We start from the raw sequence: 23,178 nt of genomic DNA on the forward strand, positions 1-23,178 counted from the left end.
CTCGCTGCTTGGAGTTCCATGAGCTCGACCTCTGTCGACGTGTCCGCGGTCACGGGTGATTCCCGAACTCGCAAACCCGGTGGTGCGGCGATTCTGCGCCGCATACTGGTTCGAAACCGCAAATTGTTGATCTTCGGGACGCTATTGGTGTCCTTGCACCAGCTGGCCGAGACCGCGGTACCGATCTCGATCGGTGTGATCATCGATCGAGCCGTCGAAACGTCCGATGTCGCTGTGCTGATCGTCGCGATCGCCGGACTCGCGTTGCTGTTCGTGGTGCTCACCTTCGCCTGGCGCATGGGTGCCCGGTTCATCGTGCGAGCGATGCAGCAGGAAGGACACCTGCTCCGACTCGAAGTGGCGCACCGCGTTCTCGACCCGCGCGGGGTGCGAACCGATCTGCGTTCGGGCGAACTGTTGACCGTTTCGACGTCCGATGCCGAACGAGCCGCGTGGATCGCAGACGTGGTTCCTCGCGCCGCAGCGGCTTTGACGGCGACAGTGGCGACCGCAGCGGCATTGCTGTGGATAGACATCGGATTGGGTCTGGCCGTATTGATCGGCACCCCGGTCATTCTCGGTTTGCTGCAGTTTGCCGCGCCCCTGATCACCTCGCGCGCCACCGGTCAGCAGGAATCGATAGCGCGGGCTGCCGCGATGGCAACCGACCTCGTCAGCGGATTGCGCCCACTTCGCGGAATCGGCGCAGAGGACGCGGCGTCGGAACGATACCGCACGGTCAGTCGTCAGGCACTGACCGCGACCGTCAGAACAGCCAGGGCCAGTGGCGTCTACAACGGCGTGTCGTCGACGATCAGCGCGCTGTTGGCCGTCGGCGTGGCGGGGTGGGCTGGGTACTTCGCCCTGCAAGGGCGAATCACCGTCGGTGAACTCATCACGGTGATAGGTCTGGCCCAGTTCTTCGTCGAGCCGCTGGGTATGTTGGCGACCGTTCCCGGAACGTTGGCGCTGGCGCGGGCATCGGCCGACCGGTTGGCGCTGGTGTTGGACGCCGATCCGGTCCTCGATGCCGGCACGGACACCGTCCTCACCGACAGCGACCTGACCCTCGACGCCGTCGCATATCGTTCCCTCGATGGCGTGACCATGACGGTGCCTGCCGGTGAACTACTCGGTGTCGTGGCGTATGCGCCACAGGACGCAGAAGCGCTCTCGGCGGTTCTGTCCGGTCAGCTTGCCAGGGACGCGTACCGAGGAACGGTACGCATCGGCGGAATAGGACTGACCGAGATCGATCTTCTCCTGGCCCGCCGCACCATGCTCGTAGAGCCGCACGTCACCGATCTCTTCGGCGGATCCCTCGGCTCGAACATCACGGCAGGAGCCGACGACGTGTCTGTCGGCGACGTGGACGACGTGCTGGTGGCCTCGTCCACCGTCGACGTCGTCGACGCCCACCCGCAAGGACTCGACCTCGAGGTCACCGATCGGGGAGCGAGCCTGTCCGGAGGCCAACGTCAACGAGTGGCACTCGCGCGAGCACTGCTGGCGAAGTCGCCCGTACTGGTGCTGCACGACCCGACCACCGCGGTGGACGCGGTGACCGAGGCCTCTATTGCGGCAGGTATCGCGAAGGTGCGGCACGGGCACCGGGTAACGCACACCACCATTTTGATCACGAGCAGCCCGGCGCTGCTGGCCGTCACCGATCGCGTGATCGTGCTCGAAGACGGCGTCGTGGCGGCGATCGGCACCCACGCCGAGCTTGCTCACAGCGATGCGAACTACAGGGAAGCGGTACTGCGGTGACGACGACGGACTCGGCCGAGGCCGACATGGCCAAGGCCGGCCAGGAACTTCTCCCCATCGCTGACGGGCGGCAGACGTGGCGATGGTTGCGAACAGCCCTGGCTCGACGAAAAGTCGAAGCGTTCGGCGTGCTCCTGGTGGCGGCGCTGGCATCCGCGATGGCGGTGGTACCGATCTATGTGTTCGGCATTCTGGTGGACCGTGTTCGAGACGGGGCGCCGACATCGACGATCGTCGGTGTCGTCGCGGTGATCGCCTCCGCCGCCGTGATCGGTGGTGTGTTCACCGGCCTGGCGTCGTACCTGATCAAACGTCTGGGCGAGACTCTGCTCGCTGATCTGCGCGAACGAACCGTCGACCGGGCACTGCGTTTGCCGATCGGTACCGTCGAGAAAGTGGGCAAGGGCGACTTGCTCTCACGCGTCGGCGACGACGTGTCGGTGATCGCGAAGGCGGTGACCGATGTGGTGCCTACGCTCGTCGGCGCGTTACTGCTGGTGATTCTGAGCATGGTGGCGATGCTCGGGCTGGACTGGCGTCTCGGGTTGGCCGGCATGGTCGCATTGCCCATGTACGCCTTGGCCTTGAAGTGGTATCTACCCAGGTCGGCGCCGATCTACGCAGCTGAGCGGGTAGCGATGGGCGCCAGGTCTCAGGCGTTGATCAGTAGCGTGCAAGGAGCGCGGACCGTTCGCGCGTACGGGCTCGAAAGTCAGCATCTCGGCCGGATCGACGATGCATCCGCGAAGGCACGCGACCTCGCATTGGGAGTATTCGGGCTGTTCACCAGATTCGCCGGGCGTGGCAATCGGGCAGAGTTCGTAGGTCTGTCGGTGATCCTCGTGGTCGGCTTCGTGCTGGTCCGTGAGGACCTCGCGACGGTGGGCCAGACCACCGCGGCGGCACTGCTGTTCCATCGACTGTTCAACCCGATCGGTTCGCTGCTGTACACCTTCGACGAAGTGCAGTCGGCCGGTGCCAGCCTGGCGCGCCTGGTAGGTGTGGTCGAAATTCCGGCGCCGAATGCGGTACCGACCGGCGGTTCCGTGCCCGCTGATTCGTCGCTGGAACTTCACGACATCCGTCACAGCTACGAAGGTGGACACGAGGTCGTGCACGGTGTGTCCTTGACGCTGCGACCCGGGGAGCGGGTCGCGCTGGTGGGGTCGACCGGAGCAGGCAAGACGACGGTCGCGGCTATTGCCGCAGGTTCGATCGAGCCGACCTCGGGAACGGTGTCGGTGGGCGGAGTGCCGGTGACGGGCTTGACCGATCTGCGTCGGCATGTCGCCATCGTCAGCCAGGAAGTGCACGTGTTCGCGGGGCCCTTGATCGAAGATCTGCGCCTGGCCGCACCACAGGCTACGGATGCGGTCGTGGCGGCTGCTCTCGAGACTGTCGGAGCGCGCGGTTGGGTGGACGCACTCGAGAACGGCGTGGATACCGTCGTCGGCGAGGGCGGGCACCAAGTGACGGCTGCACAGGCTCAGCAGCTGGCCTTGGCTCGACTGGTACTCGCCGATCCTGCTGTAGCCGTGCTGGACGAGGCGACTGCAGAGGCCGGAAGCGCCGGTGCCCGAGACCTCGAGGCCACCGCGGACGCCGCGACGGCGGGGCGAACCACGTTGATCGTCGCGCATCGACTCACGCAGGCCGCCGGCGCGGATCGAGTGGTCGTTCTCGAGCACGGGCAGATAGTCGAGCAGGGTCCGCATCGGGAATTGGTAGCGGCGGGCGGACGGTACGCACAGCTGTGGGCGGCGTGGGAAAGTCGCGACTGACGGACGATCGCGTCGTCCGGCCGTAGGTGCCCGCACGACCGTCCGAGGTGGTCGGGCGGGCACGGTACGGTGGCGCAGGCGTGAATCGAGGTGGGCAGTCCGGCTGCTGCCGGCGACACGCCGTTGACGAGATCAATCACGACGACATGCACCAGGAGGAAGACTGACGATGACGGTCGCCACTATCAACGGGATCCCGATCAGCTACCAGGTCAAAGGTGACGGGGATCTGGTGGTGCTCATCATGGGAACCGGAAGCCCGGGGCGGGTCTGGGATCTGCACCAGACCCCGGCATTGCTCGCGGCCGGATACCGCGTGTGCACGTTCGACAACCGTGGGATCGCGCCGTCCGGCGAGAGCACCTCCGGAATCACGATGCCGGACATGGTGGCCGACACCGCAGGGCTGATCGAGCTTCTCGGCGGTGGCCCGGCTTACGTGATCGGTACGTCCATGGGTGCGCGAGTGGCACAGGAACTCACGTTGTCGCGGCCGGATCTGGTCCGTAAGGCGGTGTTCTTGGCCGGTCACGCGCGCATGGATCGATTCCAGCAGACCCTCACCGAGGGGGAGCGTCAACTGGTGGACGACGGTGTCGTGTTGCCTGCCAAGTATCGCGCTGCCGTGACCGCGGTGATGAACCTGTCACCCGCCACTCTGCGTGAGGAGAACACTGCACGGGACTGGCTGGACATCTTCGAGTTCAGCGGCGGCACGACGGCTCCCGGGGTGCGCGCCCAGTTGGGGATGGACCGGGCTTTCGACCGGCGTCGTGAATATCGGTCGATCACGCGGCCGTGCTTGTCGGTGGCGTTTGCCGACGACCGGATGATCCCGCCGTATCTGTCGCGTGAGTTGGCGCAGTGCATCGTCACGGCGTCGTACAAGGAGATCGCCGATGCCGGGCACTACGGGTACCTGGAGCGGCCCGAAGCGGTCAACGCGGTTCTCCTGGACTTCCTCGAGGCGTGAGCAAGACAACACTTCCCTGTGACCTATCTCGCAATCAGCGGGTCCGGATTGCACTGGATCACGTGAAGGACCGGTTGGTACCGTACCCTGATTAAGGGTAGCCTTTGCTATCCCGATTCGCGCATCGACGAACGGCTCGACTTGGCCGCGTCGTCGGGGATGGACTGACTGCAATGAGTGAAGCACCTACGGATGCCGGAGCCGAAAATACCGTGCTCGACTTGGTCGGCGTCGGTTTCGGCCCGGCGAACCTCGCCTTGGCCATTGCCATCGAAGAGCACAATGCCAATTGCGCGGCCGTGGATCGGGTCAACGCCCGGTTCTTCGAGGGGCAGGCCGAGTTCGCCTGGCATCCCGGAATGCTCCTCGACGGCGCCACCATGCAGATCGCCTTTCCCAAGGACTTGGTCACGTTCCGCAATCCGCAGAGTGGATACAGCTTCTTCTCGTACCTGTTCGAACAGGGCAGGCTCGTCGATTTCGTCAATCACCAGACCTTCTTTCCCACTCGGCACGAATTCAACGACTACCTGGGATGGGCGGCGCGGCGGGTCGACGCGGACGTCCGTTTCGGCACACGAATCGACACTGTCACCGCAGTGCGTACCGCCGACGGCGTCGTCGATCGATTCGAGGTTCGTGCTGCCGACGGCACGTCGGTGATCGCTCGGAACGTCGTGATCGGCGCCGGGCTCAACGAGCAGATCCCCGATTGGGCTACACCGTCGACGCGTTGCTTCCACAACCACAGGTTCCTCTTTCATCTCGAGTCGATGCCCGAGCCCGTCCACAACCGTTTCGTGGTGCTCGGTGCCGGACAGAGCGCCGCGGAAATCGTCGAATATCTGCACACGAACTACCCCGACGCCGAGGTGCACAGCGTTTTCGCCCGATACGGGTACAGTCCTGCCGACGACAGCCCGTACGCGAACCGAATTTTCGACCCCGAAGCTGTGGACGAATTGCACGGCGCGGCTTCGGACGAGCGCCGTCGCCTCCTGGACCTGCATCGCAGCACCAACTATTCGGTCGTCGACATCGAACTGATCAACCGGCTGTACGCCACCGAGTACCAGGAGATGGTGCGAGGTTCGCGGCGTCTGTTCATGCGCAGGGCGTCGGAGATCACCAGTGCCGTGGAGACGGACACCGGGATCGAACTGTCGGTTCGAAGCCGACTCGACGGCCTCACTGATATGTTGTCTTGCGACGCACTGATCCTTGCGACGGGTTTCACGCCCGCCCCACTGCACACGATGTTGGGGGACATCGTCGGAGACGGGGAGCAACAGCCCGAGGTGGGGCGTGACTACCGGTTGGCTGTAACGCAAGATTCGGTGGGGGGTATCTATCTACAGGGTGGGACCGAACATACGCACGGGTTGACGTCGTCCCTACTGTCGAATGTGGCAGTGCGGGCGGGGGAGATCATGGCGTCGGTTCTCGCCCACCGAGGAAAACACGGCGTGCTTGCTAGTGTGAGCGCACAAGAAACGTACGTAAAAAGTGAGGCGAGATGAGCACTAACCCTTTCGATGACGAAGACGGCCGCTTCTACGTGCTGGTGAACGACGAGGATCAGCATTCGCTGTGGCCCACGTTCTCCGAGGTGCCCGCAGGGTGGCGGGTCGTGTTCGGCGAAGAGAGCCGCGCAGCGTGCCTCGAATACGTCGAGAAGAACTGGACCGACATGCGCCCCAAGAGCTTGCGGGAGGCCATGGAGGCCGACCAGGCTGCCGCCGGTAGGCACGCAGTCGAGAGCTAGCAGTTTTCACTCCTGTCGACGACGGGTCGCGCACCGCACGGTGCGCGACCCGTCGTTCGTTTCAGGCGATCAGACGTCGGTGGCCGGAGCGCGGCGTCGGCGCCTGCGAACCGTCGGCCTGCGCAGAGAATCCACTCGCATCAGAATGCGTGGTCGTCGTAGGGTTCGGGCTATCCATTCCCCGAGCGTGACTCCCGCCGCCAAGGCACAGCCGATACCGAATGCGGACAACAACGCGGTCAATCCCATGAGAACCTGATCGTTGAGGAGCGCGTACAGGCCGCGGTACAGGGAGAGTCCCGGCAGCAATGGGGTGATGCCTGCGACCGCGACGACCAACGGCGGGGTCAGAGCGCGGCGGGCCATCAGGCCGCCGGCCAGACCGACGACAGTGGCGGCGATGGCCGCCGCGATGACGGGTCCCACGTCGAGTGTCTGTACGAAGATCGACACACCACTACCGGCGGCACCACCGAGGAACGCGGCAGTCAGAGCGCGCCGTTCCGCGTAGCAGGCGAGCGCGTAGAACACGGATGCACACGCGCCGGAGAGCATGAGTATCGGAAGCTTCGTGATCAGCGAGGCCTCGACGTTGATCGGTGGCAGCGTCGAACCCAACATTCCCGTCATCCGCAGCGAGATCGCGACGCCTGCGATGATTCCACCGGTCATCATCAGCACTTCGAAGAATCGGGCAGCCGCGGTGATGGGTGCACCCATGATGGCGTCCTGGACCGAACCCACCAACGACAGTCCGGAGAGCAGAACCACCACCCCGGCCGCGATGACCAGCGACGGCCGGATGGTGATTCCCAGTTGCTCCTGGAACGTGTACAGCGTCGCGGCCGGGGCTGCTGCGATCATGCCGCCCACTACCTGCTGGAAGAAGAACGGTAGACCGAAGCGGTTGAGGACACGGTTGACCCGGTCGATCACCATCGTCGTCAGAAATGCCACGGTGGCGACCAGGAGGCCGCCGCCGAGCAGAACCGACACCGACGCAGCCATCCCCGCCCAGGCCAGCGTTGCCGTCCAACGGTTGTACGGGTGTGGTGCCGTGGTGATGGCGGTGAGGGCTTCGTGTGCCTGGCCGGGCGTGATCGCGTCGCGGCGTATCCGGCGGGTCAGGCGGTCCACCGCAGCCAGACGAGTGAAGTCCATGGACCGGTAGTGCACGATCCGCATGGTGCTCGCGGGCGGTCGTGTCGGGCCGCGATAGGCGGACAGCACGATGGAGTTGTAGGTGACGTCGACGTCGCACTGGGCGAGTCCGTACGTGGCCGCGATGAACTGGACCTGTTCGGCGGTGTCCATGGCGGCGGTGCCGGAGGCGAGAAGAACTTCGCCTACCCGCACCGACAGGTCGAGTACTTCGGCAACGACGGCATCGTCGGTGAGGTCGATGGGTTGTAGTGGCGCGGGCGCCGAGGTGACGGTGTCGACGGTAGCTTGGCGATGCCCCGTCAACCGGTTGAGCGCTTCGGTGAATTTGGCCATGGATTCGGCGGACTACGCGCCGACTCCGTCCGGACGGCCGGACTTGGTGGTGCTGTCCGGGGGCCGCACGGGGATGGCGACGAGTGCGTTGCTCATCCCGCCACGCTATCGAATGCCACCCGGGCGCGGCCACCGTGGCGGCTTGGATATGATGGCTCCGCAAAGATCGTCACGGCAACGTGGCGGGCTTTCGCCTCCTTAGCTCAGTGGTAGAGCACTCGCCTTGTAAGCGAAAGGTCGTCAGTTCAATCCTGACAGGAGGCTCTCCAGTCACGGCCCCGACCACCTGTGGTCGGGGCCGTGACTGTTTCGGGTCGATTGTCGGCTCGTCGCCTTACTGTGAGGGTGTGAGCGCAGAGAAGTCGACGTGGATGGTTCCGGTGTCGTGGTGGCGGCGCGGCGAGGCCGTGCACGGCCGGACGCCGACGCCGAAGTCGAAAGGCCGAGCGTCCAAGGTGAATGTCGTCGACGATCTGATCACGCGATCCGCGGCTCGATTGCAGCAGACGCTCGAGCATCCGGATTCCCCGACGCCGTGGGCAGACGAGGCCCGAGCCTTTGTTGCCGGTCGAAGAACCGGGGATTCCGTCACAGCGCTCGGTGGTGCCGTGGTGTGGACGATTACGACCGCTTTTCAGGGATATCCGATGCGGGTACCGTTTGTCGACTACGTGATCGCCGAGTTCGGGGAACTGTTCGCGGCCGAGATGATGGTGCTGGCTGCCGGGATGCGCCTGCGGTATCGAAATGTGCGACAGGCAGGCGTGGATGTCGACTACGCGGTAACCGATCGTCTCGACCGCGATGTCTCGAACTTCGGTGTCGTGGATGCACATAGTCGAGTGCGATCGGCGTTGGCTGCTCTCTCCGATTCCGAGTACGCTGCCGCCGTGGCGACACTCGGCCGGTATCGCGGTTCGCTCTACACTCGCGATATCGCCGTGTCCTTCCTTCTTCCCACCGAAAAGCGTTGGGTGACCGAAGACCTCGAGCGAGCAAGTCGATTGGACGCGGACAACAGATATGTCGGGCTGGCGTTACTCTCATGCATCGATTCGCTCGTGGATGCCGAACGTGTACTGGCGCTGAGTAAGTCGCGTGAGCATGCCATCTGGGAGGCCGGGATCCGCATGAACTTCGTGTACGCCATGTGCGCGAATGTCGGACCGGGCGTGGAACGCCTGATCGGAGAATTCTTCGACGGCAACCTCTCGGCGCAGAACAAGAAGCGATGTGCGGCGATTCTGGCGGAATTCGACACCGATGCCGGTTTTGTGGAACTGGCTGCTCGTATCGGTCGCAAGTACGTGGACCCGGCGATCATCGGGGCGATCGAACATGCGCCTGAGCGGGCCCGTCGACTGCTGCCTTCGGTAGGTCCCAAGGCTGCTGCGTTCGTGCGCGATCTACACCGGTTGCACCCGGAGTTCGCTGGGGGAGCGGCTGTCGAGGAGGTACCGCAGGCTGCGAACGAGGATGTTCCGGCACTGTTGGTGAACCCGCCTTGGGCAATGCGTCGAGAGCGTGCCGAGGTTCCGGTGCTTGACGTCGGGGTCCGGCGTCGCCCGTTGTTCACTGCATGGCGACCGGGTGAGCGCGAAGCGTGGTCCGGTGTCGATCAGCCACACGACCGGTACCTGGGTAGCCGGACATGGCCGAGCGTCGTCGACGGTATCATCGGCGGCGACGACACGTACTCGATCCACGAGATATCTTTTGCCCCTGACGAAGTGCTCACTTCGGTGGTGGCAACTGCAGCGGTACCGCGATATCTGTACGGAGCAGAGGCGGACCTGTGCCGCATACTCGGGCGCCTCGACGCCGAGGCGGCAGACTACGTTCTGCGAACGGTGAAGAGCAGTCCGATCCATACTGCGCGGGCGTTGTTGCCCATCGGTGGCAGCGAGGTCGCCGCTTGGATGCTCGCACGGATCGATTCGAAGTCGATACGCCCCGTCGCTGTCGAGTGGTTCGACCGCCATATCGAGTCGGCGGCGCACGACATCGTCGTTGCGGCAGTGGGTGATCGGGGCCCAGAACGTACGTCGGCACAGAAGACGCTGCACGCTCTGGCTCGGCGAAGCCATCGTGAATCCTTGATTGCCGCGGCTCGGGAACACGGGTCGGCTGTCGAGTCGTCGGTCGTCACCATTGTCGATGCCGACCCGCTAGTTCAGCTGCCGAAAAAGATTCCGACACTACCGGAATGGCTCGACCCGGCTCTGTTGCCGACCATCGCGCTGCGTGATAGTGGCACCGTCCTTCCTCGAAGTGCGGTGCAGCACGTGTGCACGATGTTCGCGCTCTCACGCATGGACGAGGTGTATGCGGGAATCGACGTGATCAGGACTTTGATCGAACCAGGTGATCTTGCGGTATTCGCATGGCAGATCTTCGAACGTTGGTCGAACGCCGGATTTCCCGACGCCCAGCGCTGGTCTCTCGACGCGTTGGGGATCGTCGGTGACGACGACACCGCGCGGCGTCTGACACCTTTCGTGCGGCGGTGGCCGCTCGAGTCCGCGCATCGTCGGGCATCGAATGGTCTTGCAGTACTTGCGATGATCGGCACCGACGCAGCTCTGGGGTGCCTCTGGTCGATCTCGCAAGGGCTTCGCTTTCCCGCATTGCGCGCGAAGGCAGATGCGAACATCGGCAAGATCGCAGACGAACTCGATCTGTCACCCCTCGATCTGGCCGATCGGTTGATCCCGGATTTGGGACTCGACGACGACGGGACCACGACATTCGACTACGGCGACAGGTCCTTCGTGCTGTCGTTGGACTCGACCTTGCGTATCGCTGTCCGTGAAGGCCAGGAAAAGGCCCGCGCGCGACTACCACGGCCGGGCCCGGAAGATCCGGAAGTGGCACACGAAGAGTACAAGCGTTACAAGATATTACGTCGCGATCTCGAGTCGGCTCGAGGCGAGTTGATCGGTCGGTTCGAACAGGCGATGGTGTCGCAACGACGATGGACGTTCGCGCGGGTACAGCGATATCTGGTCGGGCATCCACTGGCGTGGTACCTCACGGGACGACTCGTCTGGGCCACCGAGGGCGGCCGATACTTCCGTTTCTCGGACCTTCGGTCGCCGGTGGGATCGAGAGCGGAGGACTTTGCTCTCGGTGATGCCGACATCGTCACCATCGCGCACCCGGTGACGATGGGTGCCGAACTGCAGACGTGGCGGGACGTCTTCGACGACATAGGTCTGGAACAGCCGTTCGCTCAGTTGAACAGGGAAGTGTTCGACGTGGCCGACGTCGCCTCGAAAATGTCGGCGTTGGAAGGATTCAAGGCTTCGACGGATCAGTTGCTCGCTCTCGGACGTCGTGGATGGGAGCGGGAGGAGGCGCAGGACAAAGGCGCTCAGATCGCGCTGGAGAAACACATCGGCGACGGTAAAGCAGTGATCATGGTGTTCCCCGGATTCAACGCGGCGCGAGCGGCGATGTGGGCCGAGCAGAAGATCGTGCACGTGTTCCACACCGGCGCCGCGCTCTCGCCGATCGACGCGTCGGAGTTGGCTCGTGATCTGTCCACCGTCGACGTCGAGCAAATCCGTGGAGACGAAGCGGATCTGCAGGGTATCTCCTGACGTCGCGGGCCGTGGGTACGGCCGGTGTTTCAGTGCTTGAGTGCGGCAGATGCGATCTGCACGATCTCGTCGATGAAGGGGTCGAAGCCGCGGTCGTCTCCGCGCTCGTTCGGGGTGGACATGGCCCATTCCTGGGCGAGGATGTTGGCCGCACCGATGACAGCAAGAATCAGCAGTCGGAAGTTGCGGGGTTCCAGTTCGTTGCGCTCGACCGCAAGACTGCCTTCGGTGTCGAACATCACGACGATATTTTCTCGAACGCTGTGACGCCACTGTTCGATCTCCGAACTCACCCCGACGACTTCCACATAACAGACGCGAGCGCACTGCCGGGTAGCACACGTCTCGGCGAGGTATGCCCGGATCGCCAACGATATTCGGTCGATGACCGGCGCATCGGGCTTTTCGGTCAAGGCCCGTCCGGCGGCGAGTGCACCGGCATCGTTGAGCCTGGCGACGAGGGCCTGCAGTAGTGCTGCGCGGCCGCCGACATCCTGGTAGAAGCTGCGAGTCGACACCGATGCGCGGGTACACAACTGTTCGATCGACGTTGCGGCGTACCCGTGCGTTCCGAACAACTCCAGGGCAGCGGTGAGTAGTCGATCCACTCGTTCGGATGTACGTTCTCCGGCTGATTTGCCGCCGTACACGCGGGCGGAAGTCGTTGTTGCGAAGGTTGTCTGCTCTGCGGGCACCCATCCACCGTACCGAGAAGCTCTCGCAGCCAAGTATCACCCCTATCTGAAAATCTGTCTTGTCAGATTGCCGTCGGCGGGCTTATATTGACTCCGATCACGGTCGGAGCTCATTCGAGCTTCGCCGTCTTCGCCCGGTGGGGGCCACGAGTTGTTGAGGAGCGGCGTTGAGATCGGTTATTCGAAATATGTTGTATTGCGCGGGGGCGCTGGTGGTCGTTGTCGCAACGGGCGGGCAGGCAGTAGCCGATCCGGCCTTTCCGCCGTCATTTCCGCTCGATCAGAACCAGCTGCCGCAATTGCCTTCGGAGCCACAGATTTACGATCTGCTGCCGATACCGGCACCGGACAACGATCCCTGGTATGACGATCCGGCCGATGTCGCCTCGTATGCCCCTGGGCAGATCGTGCGAACGAGAGAGGTCCAGACTCGTTTGGTCGGCATCCCGTTCCCGGTCTACACCAAGCAGTTGCTGTACCGGACGACGAACGCTCACGGCGGTCCGATAGTGACGGCCACCACCGTGCTTGTTCCAGGCGTGCCCTGGACCGGCAGTCCGCGTCCGGTGCTGTCGTATCAGGAAGCCATCGACGCCACTGATTCGTCGTGCAACCCGTCGCACACCTTGCAGGTCGGAACCATGAAGGAAATCCCGATCATCATGGGCTGGCTGGCACAGGGATTCGCGGTCAACGTGCCCGATTTCGACGGCAAGTTCAATACTTTCGCCACCGTGGACGAGGGGTACATGGTGCTCGACAGTTTGCGCGCGATGAAGAACGACACGACGCTGGGTCTTGCGGATTCGGGGATCGCGATCTACGGATTCTCGGGCGGTGGGACGGCCACGATGCGTGCGGCGGAGCTTCGTGCGACGTACGCTCCCGACGTCGAAATTCTGGGTGCGGCCGGCGGCGGATTGGCTGCTGATCTGCTGGCGCTCGCCGAATTCGGGACCGCGCGCCAACCCGGATTCGCCGGTGCGGGCAATTTCACGATGTGGCTCGGTATGGCCGGGCTGGCGCGCGAGTATCCGGACGAGTTCAATCCGAAGGAGCTCTTGACCGAGGAGGGCCAAGCGATTGTCGCCGACATGGGTAGTCGCTGCCTGTACACCGCCGCCGCGACCGGGGCATTCCGTCCGCTCAGCGAGTACTACCAGCCGGGTAAATCGTTGGATACGGCGCCTGGTGCTCGAAAGGTGCTCCAGGACAACAGCTTGGGCAAGAACATTCCCGATATCCCGCTCTTGTGGTGGCACGGTTTCTGGGATGAGGTGATTCCGCCGTCCACGGTGATGCCGACTGTTCACTCGTACTTCGAACGCGGTGCGGATCTCAGATTCTTCACGGTGCCGTTGCCCGAGCACGTCGTCAACTCTGTCGCGGACTTCCCGCCGGCTGTTGCCTGGACCAGCGCTCTGCTCAGAGGCTTGCCGCCGGGACCGTCCTTCAATGCCGAGTTCTCGCCTCTACCCGAGGGATTCCCTGGTACCTGATCGCATTCGATCTCGAAGCCTCCTGCCGTTCACTCGAAGCGGTAGGAGGCTTCGGCGTAGCTACCGGCGAATCATTGTGCTGGATCGAGCCCGTGCCGGTCGCCGCGTTTGAGCCAACGTGCGGGAAGTCGGCCCACAAGTTCACCGAGTGGACCTACTGCGTTGCTGAGTATTCCGACGGTTTCCTGCAGGATCTCGATGCTCACGCTCATGCGTTCGAGATTCGGCGCGAGTGAGGTCAGCGTTTCCGAGAGGGCCACTATCTGATCGAGTGGTCCGCCTTCGGCGATCAGTCTTTCGAAAGCGCCGTTCTCGGCCAACAGGGTTTCGAGAATTCCGTTGTCCGCCAGCGCCCGATCGATGACGCCACCCTTGGCGGTCAATCGCTCGACTGCGCCGTCGGACGCGGTCAGTCGCTCGAGGGGGCCGTCGTCGGCCATCATTCGATCGAGCAGTCCGTGTGGCGCGAGAAGCCGTTCCAATGCCCCGTTTTCGGAAAGTACGCGATCGAGCGGCCCACCCGGTGCGAGTAGTCGTTCGAGTGGTCCACCGGGGGCGGTCAGTGTGTCCACCGGACCGCCGGGTGCAAGTAGGCGATCGAGCGGCCCACCGGGCGCCAGGGCTTGCCCGATGGGTCGGTCCTCGGCGGTCAGGGCGGAGAGCTGCTGGAACATCTGCAGCGGTCCTTGTGGATTGGTCAAGGACGCGGCGCCGGAGGCCACGGCGCCGGGATTGCCGACGGCGAGGCGCAGCGTAGTCATCGCCACCTCGGCGATTCCCAGGCTTATTTCCGTGGCTGCGATGCCCGCGCGGAGCGGGAAGGTGAGCGCGTCCAGGAGTTTCATGCGGTAACTGTAACCTTGGACACACAATTACTCACCTGGAGCGAGTTCGTGTCAGTGCAGGACCTTCAGTCCGACCACACAGCCGACGATTCCCAGGATCAGCAGGATCTTCACCAGTGATGCTGACTCGGTGCCGGTGAGCATCGCGTAACCGACGGTCAGTGTTGCGCCGATGCCAACCCAGACCGCGTATGCGGTACCGATGGGGAGGGTGCGCATCGCGTAGGCGAGGCCGGCCATGCTGATGACGAGGCCGACGCCGAACACGATGGTGGGGGACAGCTTGGTGAATCCTTCGGACTTACCGAGTGCGGTAGCCCAGACAGCTTCGAACAAACCGGAAATAACAAGCACGATCCATGCCATGACGAACAGCTCCCAAGGCACCGTCTTGTCGCTGGCCGGGTACGGTGCGCTCGTCCGGATGTCATCGTCGACGGCGTCAGCTTATCAACTGCCAGGTCAGGGCGGCGAACTTCGAGGTGGTGGCTTTGGCCACCACCTCGGCGGCCGGTCTGTACCGCATTCACAGGAACCTCGCAGTGAACCCACAGTGCAAATTGACTCGGAGAGGAGAAGATGGGTTTCGTGAGCACAAAGACACCGGAAGCGCGCATCCTCGTCGTCGACGACGAACCCACCATCGTCGAGTTGCTGTCGGTGAGTTTGCGTTTTCAGGGGTTCGAAGTCGCTACTGCTTCGACGGGCGCGCAGGGCTTGGACGTCGCGCGAACCTTTCGGCCGGACGCGATCATTCTCGATGTGATGATGCCGGGAATGGACGGTTTCGGATTGCTCCGTCGTTTGCGCGCGGATGCCGTTGATGCGCCGGTGCTGTTCCTGACGGCAAAGGACGGTCTCGAGGACAAGATCACCGGTCTCACGTTGGGAGCCGACGACTACGTGACCAAGCCGTTCAGCCTGGAAGAAGTGGTGACCAGGCTGCGGGTCATCCTGCGTCGAGCGGGAAAGGGTTCCGCCCCGGAACAGTCGCCACGGATCACCTTCGCCGACATCGAACTCGACGACGACACCCGCGAAGTCTGGAAACAAGGTGAGCCGGTGTCACTGTCGCCGACCGAGTTCACCTTGTTGCGGTACTTCATGGTCAATGCCGGGACGGTGCTCAGCAAGCCGCGCATTCTCGATCACGTCTGGAACTACGATTTCGGCGGCGAAGTCGGTGTAGTCGAGTCCTATGTCTCCTATCTGCGACGCAAGGTCGACACGGGAGCGAAGCCGTTGATCCACACACTGCGCGGGGTCGGCTATGTCATGCGTGAACCCCGAACATGACTGATACATCGGACCATCCGGTGCCCGCGACGAGACGTCGATTTCGTCCGCGGGCGCTTCCGCTGCGGATCACGTTGGTAGCAGCGTTGCTGGTGTTGGCGGCGGTGGGACTGTTGGCGTCGGGCCTTGCGGTGACCTCGGCGCTGGAAAATTCGCTGACCCAGCGGACCGATCGTTCACTGTACGAGGCGGTCGAGGGGTGGGCGAAGCCCCGGACGCGGGATCTGCAGCCGCCCAGCGACGTGGGGCCGGGCACGCGTCCCCCCAGCCCGTTCTACGTGCAGACCACGACCGCGGACGGTCGAGTCATCATCTTGAACGATCAACCGGATTCGACCACCGAACCAGATGTGTCGAGGGATGCCACCCAGGGGCCGATCACAGTCGGATCGACCGACGATTCGGGCGTCGATTGGCGCCTGCTCACCATCGTGCGGGACGGCGCGACCACCACGATCGGCATACGTCTGACGGACAACGAGCAAACCGTCGACGACTTGATCGGGTTGCAATTCGGAATCGGTGTGGTCATCCTCGTGGTGCTCGGGGGCGGCGCGTATTTTGTGGTTCGCCGTAGTCTGCGGCCGCTGGTGGAGGTGGAGGAGACGGCTGCTGCGATCGCTGCCGGTGATCTGCACAGACGTGTTCCCGAGCGGGAGAACAGCACCGAGGTCGGGCGATTGTCCTTGGCCCTCAACGGGATGCTGACACAGATCCAACACGCGTTCGCCTCCACCGAGGCGTCGGAGGAGTCGGCGCGCCGATCCGAGGAGAAGATGCGGCGATTCGTCGCCGACGCCAGCCATGAACTACGCACGCCGCTCACCACGATTCGCGGTTTTTCCGAACTGTATCGACAGGGCGCGATGACCGATACCGCGACTCTCATGAGCAGGATCGAGGGCGAGGCGTCGAGAATGGGGCTTCTGGTCGAGGACTTGTTGATGCTGGCCAGGCTCGACGAGCAACGCCCTCTCGAAGATAAACCGGTGGATTTGCTTGCAGTCGTGGCAGATTCGGTTCATGCCGGAAGAGCGATAGCGCCGGAGCGGGTGATAAGCCTCGAGATGACCGGTGGGCCGGGTACTGCCGAGGTGGACGGTGACGAAGCAAGGCTGCGTCAGGTGGTGGCCAATCTCGTGGGCAACGCGATCAAGCACACCCCACCGGAGGCGACGGTGACGGTTCGCCTCGGAACGACGCCAACCTCGGCGGTGATCGAGGTCTCGGATACCGGTCCGGGTTTGAGCGAGGGTGATCTCGCCCGGGTGTTCGAGCGCTTCTACCGTGCCGACACGTCCAGGACACGTGGGACGGGTGGCGCCGGGTTGGGTCTGTCGATCGTCGCGGCCTTGGTGCAGGCGCATCACGGAACTGTCGAGGTGGCAAGCGAACCCGGCCACGGGGCGACGTTCCGGGTGGAACTGCCCCGTGACTCGGGGGGTGATTGAAACCTGGTCAGAAGAAGGTGTGCACCGTCCCGAGTACCCGATAGTCCGCGTCGACCTCGGGGATCAGTGACCACTTGTCGAAAGTGGTGCAGGGGTGCGAGATTCCACAACCGAGCAGGTCACCGACCTGAAGGTCGAAATCGGTAGGTACGTCGAGATAGGCATGCTGGTCGTTGAGTCCGGTGACCTTCAGCGCTTGTGCGTCGGTGTTGACGCCGTCGCGGCGACTCCACAGTACGATCGGGAAGCCGGCATCGGACCCGACGTCGCGCCTGCCGAAGCCGAGGATCGCGCGCCCGGGTTCGGGCGTCGAGAGCACGACGCCCCACACCTCGGCAGCGGCGCGCAACGCGTGCGGACCGCCGGACCACGGTGACGTGTCGGTGTAGAGGCCGTGATCGTGGGTGACATAGCAGCCACTGCGCAGGACGATGCGGACGCGGTGGTCGGCTGCCCATCGGCCGGCCAGCTCGCGAACCACCAGATCGTGGAATGCGCTGCCGCCGAATGTGACCAGTGGTATCGGGGCCCGCTCCGAATCGTTTTCGAACAGGTTCTCGGCCAGGCAGGTCTCCACGAACGCCCGTGCCCACTTCAAGTAGGCGTCGACGACGACGCGGCGAGCGTCCACCGAATCGCCGGGCACCATGCCCTCGAACCCTTCGACTCCCGTCAGGATCAGCGACTTCGACGCCGAGGCTGCGCGGGCGACGGCCAGAGCGGTCTCGGTGGTGCGGGCGCCGGCCCGGCCACGGTCGTAGCCGAGTTCGACGAGTACCCGGATACGGCTGCTCGGTGAGACTTTCGCGATCAGCTTCTCCATCACGGCGATACTCTGCACCGAATCGACCAGTGTGGTGACGAAGAAGGAAGGATCGTTGTTCTGGGTCTCACAGATCCAGCGGATTCCGGCGAGGTCGAGGACCTGACTGGCGATCACGAGGGTGTCGATGCCGAACTCGCGGAGCATGCGGGCCTGGGCGACGGTGGCCGCCGTCATTCCCCACGCACCGGCGTCGCGCTGGCGCCCGACCAGTTCCGGGCTCATCGTGGTCTTGGCGTGCGGGGCGAGGTCGACGTCGTTGTCGATGCAGAACCGGGCCATGACGTCGATGTTGTGTGCGATTGCCGCACGGTCGAGCGTCATCACCGGCAGTGGCAGGTCGCCGTCGAGAGCGGAGAGCGCCGACGCTTCGAGTTCGGAGCCGACCCGGCCCGCGAGATCGGTGCCGAAGCCTTTGTGCTGCCAAGTGATCGGAAGGTTCGCGAAATCCGTCATGGGAGTTATTGTGCCGTTCGTCGAGGGTGTGATGGTCACGGGCGCGGGCTTTCTGTCAGTTCCGTCGAATCGGTCGGCCGGGCAGTACGTCTTCGACCACGCGGCCACCGTCGACGACGGTTACTCCGCCGACCAGGACGCGGCTGATTCCGGTGGAGGGCCGGGTGCCGTCGAGGTAGGTCGCGTTGTCGGTGATGGTATCGGGATCGAAGACGACGATGTCGGCGTCACTACCGGGGCTGATGCGGCCCTTGGCGGCCATGACCGGAACCGACTCCTGGAGTATCTCGGCGGGGATCAGCGAGCAGCGAGCGATGATCTCGGAGAGGGAGAGCAGCCCACGCTCGCGGTACAGGGTCCGGACGGAGCGTGCGTACGTGCCCGCGCCACGGGGATGTCCGAGGGCGGTCGGGGGCAGTGGCCACCGCAACGCGTCGGCGGGGGTGCGCCGCGGCCAGGTCAGTGGCATCGCGTCGCTGGCGACGGCGGCTCGCTCGAAGGTCATGGCGCGCTCGAGAATCTGGCGTTGGTGGGCATCGTCGTCGTCGATGAACTCGACGAGAGCCAGCCCGCCGGGGTCGGTGGCTCGCAGGTGCTCCAACTGCTTGCGACTTTCGATGCGCTCCCCGGTGGGGACGAAGGTCAGGGACTGCGGTGTCAGGTTCATCAAGTGGAGCTTGTCCGGGTCCAGGAATGCGGCACCGATTGCGGTCGAACCCGATCCGTACGGGTAGGCCTCGGTGGTGACCCGGGATCCGGCGGCCTGGACGTCGGCCACCACGGACAGGGCGTAGTCGACATTCATGCCGGAGGTGCTGTTGACGTGGCAGTAGTGCATGTGCGCGCCGGTTTCGGCTGCGGCACGGACGATTTCGATGGCTCCGTCGATCGGGCTGGACGGATCGGCAGCGATCAACGGTCGGGCGTGGGTGTAGGTGGGTACGTTCGCCCGGGCTGCGAGTTCGGCTATCTGGAGGTACTCGATCGGATCAGACTTCGGCGCGTAGCCGACGAGGACGCCGATTCCGAGAGCGCCGGCGGCGAGATCGTTTTCGAGGAGCTCGACGATGTGAGCGCGCTGGGCCGCCGTGGGTTCGTCCTGCCAGCCGGCCGAGCCGATGTGATGCAGCATGGTTCGGATATCGCCGTCGGGATCGACGCCGGACAGCTCGATCATCCTGGCGTGTGCCCACGACGTCGCGTAGCCGTAGTTGATCGGGCGGCCCTCGGCACCGGCCCTGGCGTATGCCGTGGCTACCGGAATGACCCCGGCTTCGAGTTCGAGTGCGGTGGTGACGCCGTCGAGAGCCTGGAGGCGCTGTTCTGCGATTTCCTGCCCGTGGCTGTGGAGGTCGATGAATCCGGGGCAGACCACCTGACCGGCGACGTCGATCGTCGTGCGGGCTTCGATCGGTTCGTGTCCCCACGCGGAGATCTTGTCTCCGGTGACGGCGATGTTGCGAACGTCGTCGGTGCCGGACGCCGGGTCGACGACGCGGCCGCCGGTGAACACGATGTCGTGGACCTGCATCAGAACGGTTCTCCTGTCATCGGACGGTGTGTCTCGATGCTGTCACGCCGTCTGTTTCGGATTCTGGTGCGAACGAACCAAATAGGGACGTGCTGACTGTTCTGGCGGACTGGAGGTGGAATCTCCGATACACCGGGACTGATTCGAGGTACGGGCGCAGCGATCGTGACGAGTCGGGCAGGGTGGATCTCGCCCAGATGGTAAACATAGGCAACGATTTGCTCACATTGTATGTTAGGTATTACATATTGCAAACGATTCGATACTAGACTGCATCCATGGCGACTAGGCAACCGGCAGCTGCAGCTTCTGATCGCGGCGTCGAGCAGAAAAAACAGGCAGCCGTGTTTGCACCCCTGGCCAGGACGAGCTTGCGTAGTGACGCCACTCGTCTGCTCAGGGCTCGGATATCCAGTGGCGAGCTGGAATCCGGCCGTCTCTACGCGATCGGTGACATTGCCGCCCAACTGGAGGTGTCGCCAACCCCGGTCCGCGAGGCTCTTCTCGATCTCAAGAGCCAGGGGCTCATCGAAATGGTGCGCAATCGTGGTTTCCGCATCGTCGAGCTCACCGACGACGAACTTGCCGAAATCGTCGACATCCGGTTGATGCTCGAGCCTCCTGCGATGGCGAAAGTAGCCGTGCTCGAGCCACCGCTGGATCTGACCGAACTCTGGACGTTGAGCAAGCGCGTCGAGAATGCCGCAGCCGAAGGCGATCTCGTGGAGTTCCTGACACTCGACAAGGACTTCCATCTGCAATTGCTGGCCGCACTGGGCAACGATCGCCTGGTCAAGGTGGTCGAGCAACTGCGCGATCAGACTCGACTGTCCGGGCTGACGGGAATCGCGGGAAGCAAAGATCTGGTGCGATCCGCCCGTGAACACGACGCGTTGCTCGATGCTTTGCACGCGCGAGACCCCGCCGCCGCCCAAGACGTCATGACGACGCACCTGCACCACGTCAGCGGATTGTGGGCAGGACGCTCCGAAGACCGGTAGCAACAGCCCACCGGTCTTCGGCGGCAGCGCCGATTTCAGCGACGCAGTGCGCTGCGACCGAATCGCTCGAGTCGGAACGGATCCGCGTAGCCGGGGACCGGGCGCCCGAAGACGGAGCCCGCGACCAGGTCACCGGTCACCGGTCCGAGGGTGATACCCAACATCGCGTGGCCGGTGGCCACGGTGACGGTCGGGTGCGCAGGCAGGGCGCCGATGATCGGCATACCGTCCGGGGTCATCGGTCGCAGACCCGTCCAGGCGACAGCGCCCGTCGGAGCCACCCAGTTGTCGAAGTAGTCGGCGGCCGAGGTGAGGATGCCGTTGGCTCTCCTCGCGTGAATGCGTTCGTCCAGGCCGCCGAACCCCATGGTGCCCGCCAGTCTGGTCGATGCGGCGAGCGGTGTGACGGCAACCTTGGCTTCGGACAGGTACGAGGCGCGAGTTCCGGGTGGAAACATCGAGGGCACGTCGAAGCCGTACCCTTTGCCGGCCTGGAGCGGAAGGGTGTATCCGAGACCGCGAACTGCCTTGCCGCTCCACGCTCCGGCAGCGACGACGAAATGATCTGCCGTCGTGGTGTATCCGTTCCCGGTGGCGACGACCCGGCCGCTCCCGTCCTGCGACAGCGATACCTCGGTGCCGTCGACGAATTCGACGCCCAGGTCTGTGCATGCTGTGATCAGGCTCGCGGTGAATGCTGCCGGATCGAGGAATCGCTCCCGGGGGCAGACGATTCCGCCGAGTATCGAATCCGACAGTCCCGCAATGGCGTCACCGACCTGCTCGCGTGCGAGCACCTCGAAATCGTCACCACCGAGATCTCGCACCTGCGTCATCTCGTCGATGTGCGAGTCGAGAGACTTCTGTGTGCGGAAGAGTTGCACCAGGCCGGAGCGGTGGTTCTCGAACCGGAGTCCGCTGCGTTCGAGTTCGTCGAACAGTCCGAAGGTGCGCTCGTTCAACGCCATCAGGTTCTTCAGCCCTGATTCGAACCTCGACGGGGTGCAGTTGCGGAGCATGCGGAGCATGAACGCGGCGAACTGCGGGTTCGGGCTGGGGTGGATGTACAGCGGGCTGTCGGGTTTGAGCATCCAGCGGAGCGACTTCGCCATCACCCCTGGTGCCGGGACCGGCGCGGACATGCTGGGGACCACCCAGCCGGCGTTGTGGCTCGATGCGCCTGTTCCGGGAACACCCGAATCGACTACCTGGACGGACGCTCCTTCGGCCGCCAGGGCCAGCGCGGAACACAGTCCGATCGAGCCCGCGCCGATCACGGTCACTCTCATTCGAGGTAAGCCTTTCTACCGCCGACTGGCGATGGTCACGATTCCGCTGATGCCGGCTGATGCAAGTTGATAGTTGACGGTGATGAGACCGATGATGTCCTCGACGGAGTCGAGGCGATGTTCGATGGTCCTGGCGGACGTTCGCCGCGAACCGGGGACGCTTTCCGCGAATTCTGCGGCGGTGATGGTGGGGTGATCGATTTCGAGTACCCAATCGTCGCGCAGCTCGGCAGGTTTGAACGTGTCGGCCTTCTGTACGACGCGTTTCGCCGCATCGCGGACGGCGTCGCGGGCCAGACTCGGCGGCAGTGAATTGGTGGCTGACCACCCGTGCGCCTGCTTCACGACGACGGTCTCGATGCCGGGATTCGACGCGTTCACCAGCCCGCAGATCACGTCGTCGCCGGTGACGAGACCGACCGGAACTCCAGCGGTGGCGGCGTAGAGGGTATTCACGTCGCTCTCCGAGACGGACTTCCCGTCGAGCCTCACATCGGTGAACAGCGACGAGAACGTATGGGCCAGAACACCTGGTCCACCGGCTGGGGCGTGGTAGCCGATGAACAGGGCCACGTCGTGATCGGAGGTGAGGCCTTCCGCCATGCACTGTAGCTTCGGTGACCCGAACAGGATGCGGGCTCGTGGATCGAGATCTGCATGGATCAGGTTGTCCATGGTGCCGTGGCTGTCGTTGACGAGAACCGAATCGGCACCACCGTCGAATGCGCCCGCGATGGCGGCGTTGGTCTCCGCCGTCATCAATGCCTGCGCCCGCGGGTAGCCCTGGCCGCCGCGAACGATCTGATCGAGCGTCGCGATGCCCGCGATGCCCTCCATGTCCACCGAGATGTACACCTGCATGGAAAGACTCTCCGATTCGATTGACGTGGTGCCGATTCAGGCC

The 23,178-nt window shown here is 63.9% G+C and carries 18 protein-coding genes, 1 tRNA gene and 1 riboswitch; of the genes, 11 read left to right on the top strand and 8 right to left on the bottom strand.

Features of this window, described 5'->3' with window-relative positions:
* The first annotated feature begins 18 nt into the window (after positions 1–18).
* From ABH922_RS01375 to ABH922_RS01395, 5 genes are all read left to right on the top strand, one after another.
* Positions 19–1,770 (top strand): ABC transporter ATP-binding protein, encoded by a 1,752-nt coding sequence (locus ABH922_RS01375; RefSeq protein WP_424805221.1) that lies wholly within the window; start codon positions 19–21, stop codon positions 1,768–1,770.
* Between the two features lie 26 nt (positions 1,771–1,796).
* The gene (locus ABH922_RS01380) at positions 1,797–3,551 is read left to right on the top strand and encodes an ABC transporter ATP-binding protein (protein WP_424809521.1); all 1,755 of its coding nucleotides are present in this window, start codon (positions 1,797–1,799) and stop codon (positions 3,549–3,551) included.
* Positions 3,552–3,720: 169 nt separating this feature from the next.
* Positions 3,721–4,524 (top strand): alpha/beta fold hydrolase, encoded by an 804-nt coding sequence (locus ABH922_RS01385; protein WP_424805222.1) that lies wholly within the window; start codon positions 3,721–3,723, stop codon positions 4,522–4,524.
* Between the two features lie 173 nt (positions 4,525–4,697).
* Entirely contained in the window at positions 4,698–6,044 is a 1,347-nt protein-coding gene (locus ABH922_RS01390; RefSeq protein ID WP_424805223.1) for a lysine N(6)-hydroxylase/L-ornithine N(5)-oxygenase family protein, read from the top strand.
* The gene (locus ABH922_RS01395; protein ID WP_424805224.1) at positions 6,041–6,289 is read left to right on the top strand and encodes an MbtH family protein; all 249 of its coding nucleotides are present in this window, start codon (positions 6,041–6,043) and stop codon (positions 6,287–6,289) included. The genes ABH922_RS01390 and ABH922_RS01395 overlap by 4 nt, the downstream gene beginning before the upstream one ends.
* 69 nt (positions 6,290–6,358) lie before the next feature.
* Here the strand turns inward: ABH922_RS01395 and ABH922_RS01400 are convergent, their stop codons facing one another.
* Positions 6,359–7,786 carry a threonine/serine ThrE exporter family protein gene (locus tag ABH922_RS01400; RefSeq protein ID WP_424805225.1) on the bottom strand — a complete coding sequence of 476 codons (1,428 nt, stop codon included), beginning with the start codon at positions 7,784–7,786 and terminating at the stop codon, positions 6,359–6,361.
* Positions 7,787–7,978: 192 nt separating this feature from the next.
* On the opposite strand from ABH922_RS01400, the gene ABH922_RS01405 reads away from it, so the two are divergent.
* Positions 7,979–8,050 (top strand) — tRNA-Thr (locus tag ABH922_RS01405).
* Positions 8,051–8,133: 83 nt separating this feature from the next.
* A complete protein-coding gene (locus tag ABH922_RS01410) occupies positions 8,134–11,388 on the top strand; it encodes a DUF4132 domain-containing protein (protein ID WP_424805226.1) in 3,255 nt (1,084 codons plus the stop codon).
* Positions 11,389–11,417: 29 nt separating this feature from the next.
* On the opposite strand, the gene ABH922_RS01415 is transcribed toward ABH922_RS01410, so the two are convergent.
* On the bottom strand, positions 11,418–12,083 hold the full coding sequence (locus ABH922_RS01415) for a TetR/AcrR family transcriptional regulator (protein ID WP_424805227.1): 666 nt from the start codon (positions 12,081–12,083) through the stop codon (positions 11,418–11,420).
* Between the two features lie 188 nt (positions 12,084–12,271).
* On the opposite strand from ABH922_RS01415, the gene ABH922_RS01420 reads away from it, so the two are divergent.
* A complete protein-coding gene (locus ABH922_RS01420) occupies positions 12,272–13,582 on the top strand; it encodes a lipase family protein (RefSeq protein WP_424809522.1) in 1,311 nt (436 codons plus the stop codon).
* Positions 13,583–13,653: 71 nt separating this feature from the next.
* Here ABH922_RS01420 and ABH922_RS01425 read toward each other — a convergent pair whose 3' ends face one another.
* Complete coding sequence (locus ABH922_RS01425; protein WP_424805228.1) at positions 13,654–14,427, bottom strand: ABC transporter; 774 nt, start codon at positions 14,425–14,427, stop codon at positions 13,654–13,656.
* Between the two features lie 51 nt (positions 14,428–14,478).
* Positions 14,479–14,793, bottom strand: a complete 315-nt coding sequence (locus tag ABH922_RS01430) for a DMT family transporter (protein WP_424805229.1) — start codon at positions 14,791–14,793, stop codon at positions 14,479–14,481.
* Positions 14,794–14,807: 14 nt separating this feature from the next.
* Positions 14,808–14,873, bottom strand: a riboswitch (guanidine-III (ykkC-III) riboswitch).
* Positions 14,874–15,006: 133 nt separating this feature from the next.
* On the opposite strand from ABH922_RS01430, the gene ABH922_RS01435 reads away from it, so the two are divergent.
* Both ABH922_RS01435 and ABH922_RS01440 read left to right on the top strand, forming a co-directional pair.
* Complete coding sequence (locus ABH922_RS01435; protein ID WP_424805230.1) at positions 15,007–15,723, top strand: response regulator transcription factor; 717 nt, start codon at positions 15,007–15,009, stop codon at positions 15,721–15,723.
* A complete protein-coding gene (locus ABH922_RS01440) occupies positions 15,720–17,174 on the top strand; it encodes a sensor histidine kinase (protein ID WP_424805231.1) in 1,455 nt (484 codons plus the stop codon). Before ABH922_RS01435 ends, ABH922_RS01440 begins: the two co-directional genes overlap by 4 nt.
* 7 nt (positions 17,175–17,181) lie before the next feature.
* Here the strand turns inward: ABH922_RS01440 and ABH922_RS01445 are convergent, their stop codons facing one another.
* On the bottom strand, positions 17,182–18,453 hold the full coding sequence (locus tag ABH922_RS01445; RefSeq protein ID WP_424805232.1) for an alanine racemase: 1,272 nt from the start codon (positions 18,451–18,453) through the stop codon (positions 17,182–17,184).
* Between the two features lie 55 nt (positions 18,454–18,508).
* Positions 18,509–19,984, bottom strand: coding sequence for an amidohydrolase family protein (locus ABH922_RS01450; RefSeq protein WP_424805233.1), 1,476 nt, complete (start codon positions 19,982–19,984; stop codon positions 18,509–18,511).
* Positions 19,985–20,262: 278 nt separating this feature from the next.
* On the opposite strand from ABH922_RS01450, the gene ABH922_RS01455 reads away from it, so the two are divergent.
* Positions 20,263–20,985: a GntR family transcriptional regulator gene (locus ABH922_RS01455; RefSeq protein ID WP_424805234.1), complete on the top strand. Its 723-nt coding sequence runs from the start codon at positions 20,263–20,265 to the stop codon at positions 20,983–20,985.
* Positions 20,986–21,020: 35 nt separating this feature from the next.
* Here the strand turns inward: ABH922_RS01455 and ABH922_RS01460 are convergent, their stop codons facing one another.
* Both ABH922_RS01460 and ABH922_RS01465 read right to left on the bottom strand, forming a co-directional pair.
* On the bottom strand, positions 21,021–22,274 hold the full coding sequence (locus ABH922_RS01460) for an NAD(P)/FAD-dependent oxidoreductase (RefSeq protein WP_424805235.1): 1,254 nt from the start codon (positions 22,272–22,274) through the stop codon (positions 21,021–21,023).
* Positions 22,275–22,289: 15 nt separating this feature from the next.
* A complete protein-coding gene (locus ABH922_RS01465) occupies positions 22,290–23,135 on the bottom strand; it encodes a M55 family metallopeptidase (RefSeq protein ID WP_424805236.1) in 846 nt (281 codons plus the stop codon).
* Positions 23,136–23,178: the final 43 nt, after the last annotated feature.

It is taken from the genome of Rhodococcus sp. 27YEA15 (assembly GCF_049739425.1).
Taxonomy (GTDB): Bacteria; Actinomycetota; Actinomycetes; order Mycobacteriales; family Mycobacteriaceae; genus Rhodococcus_F.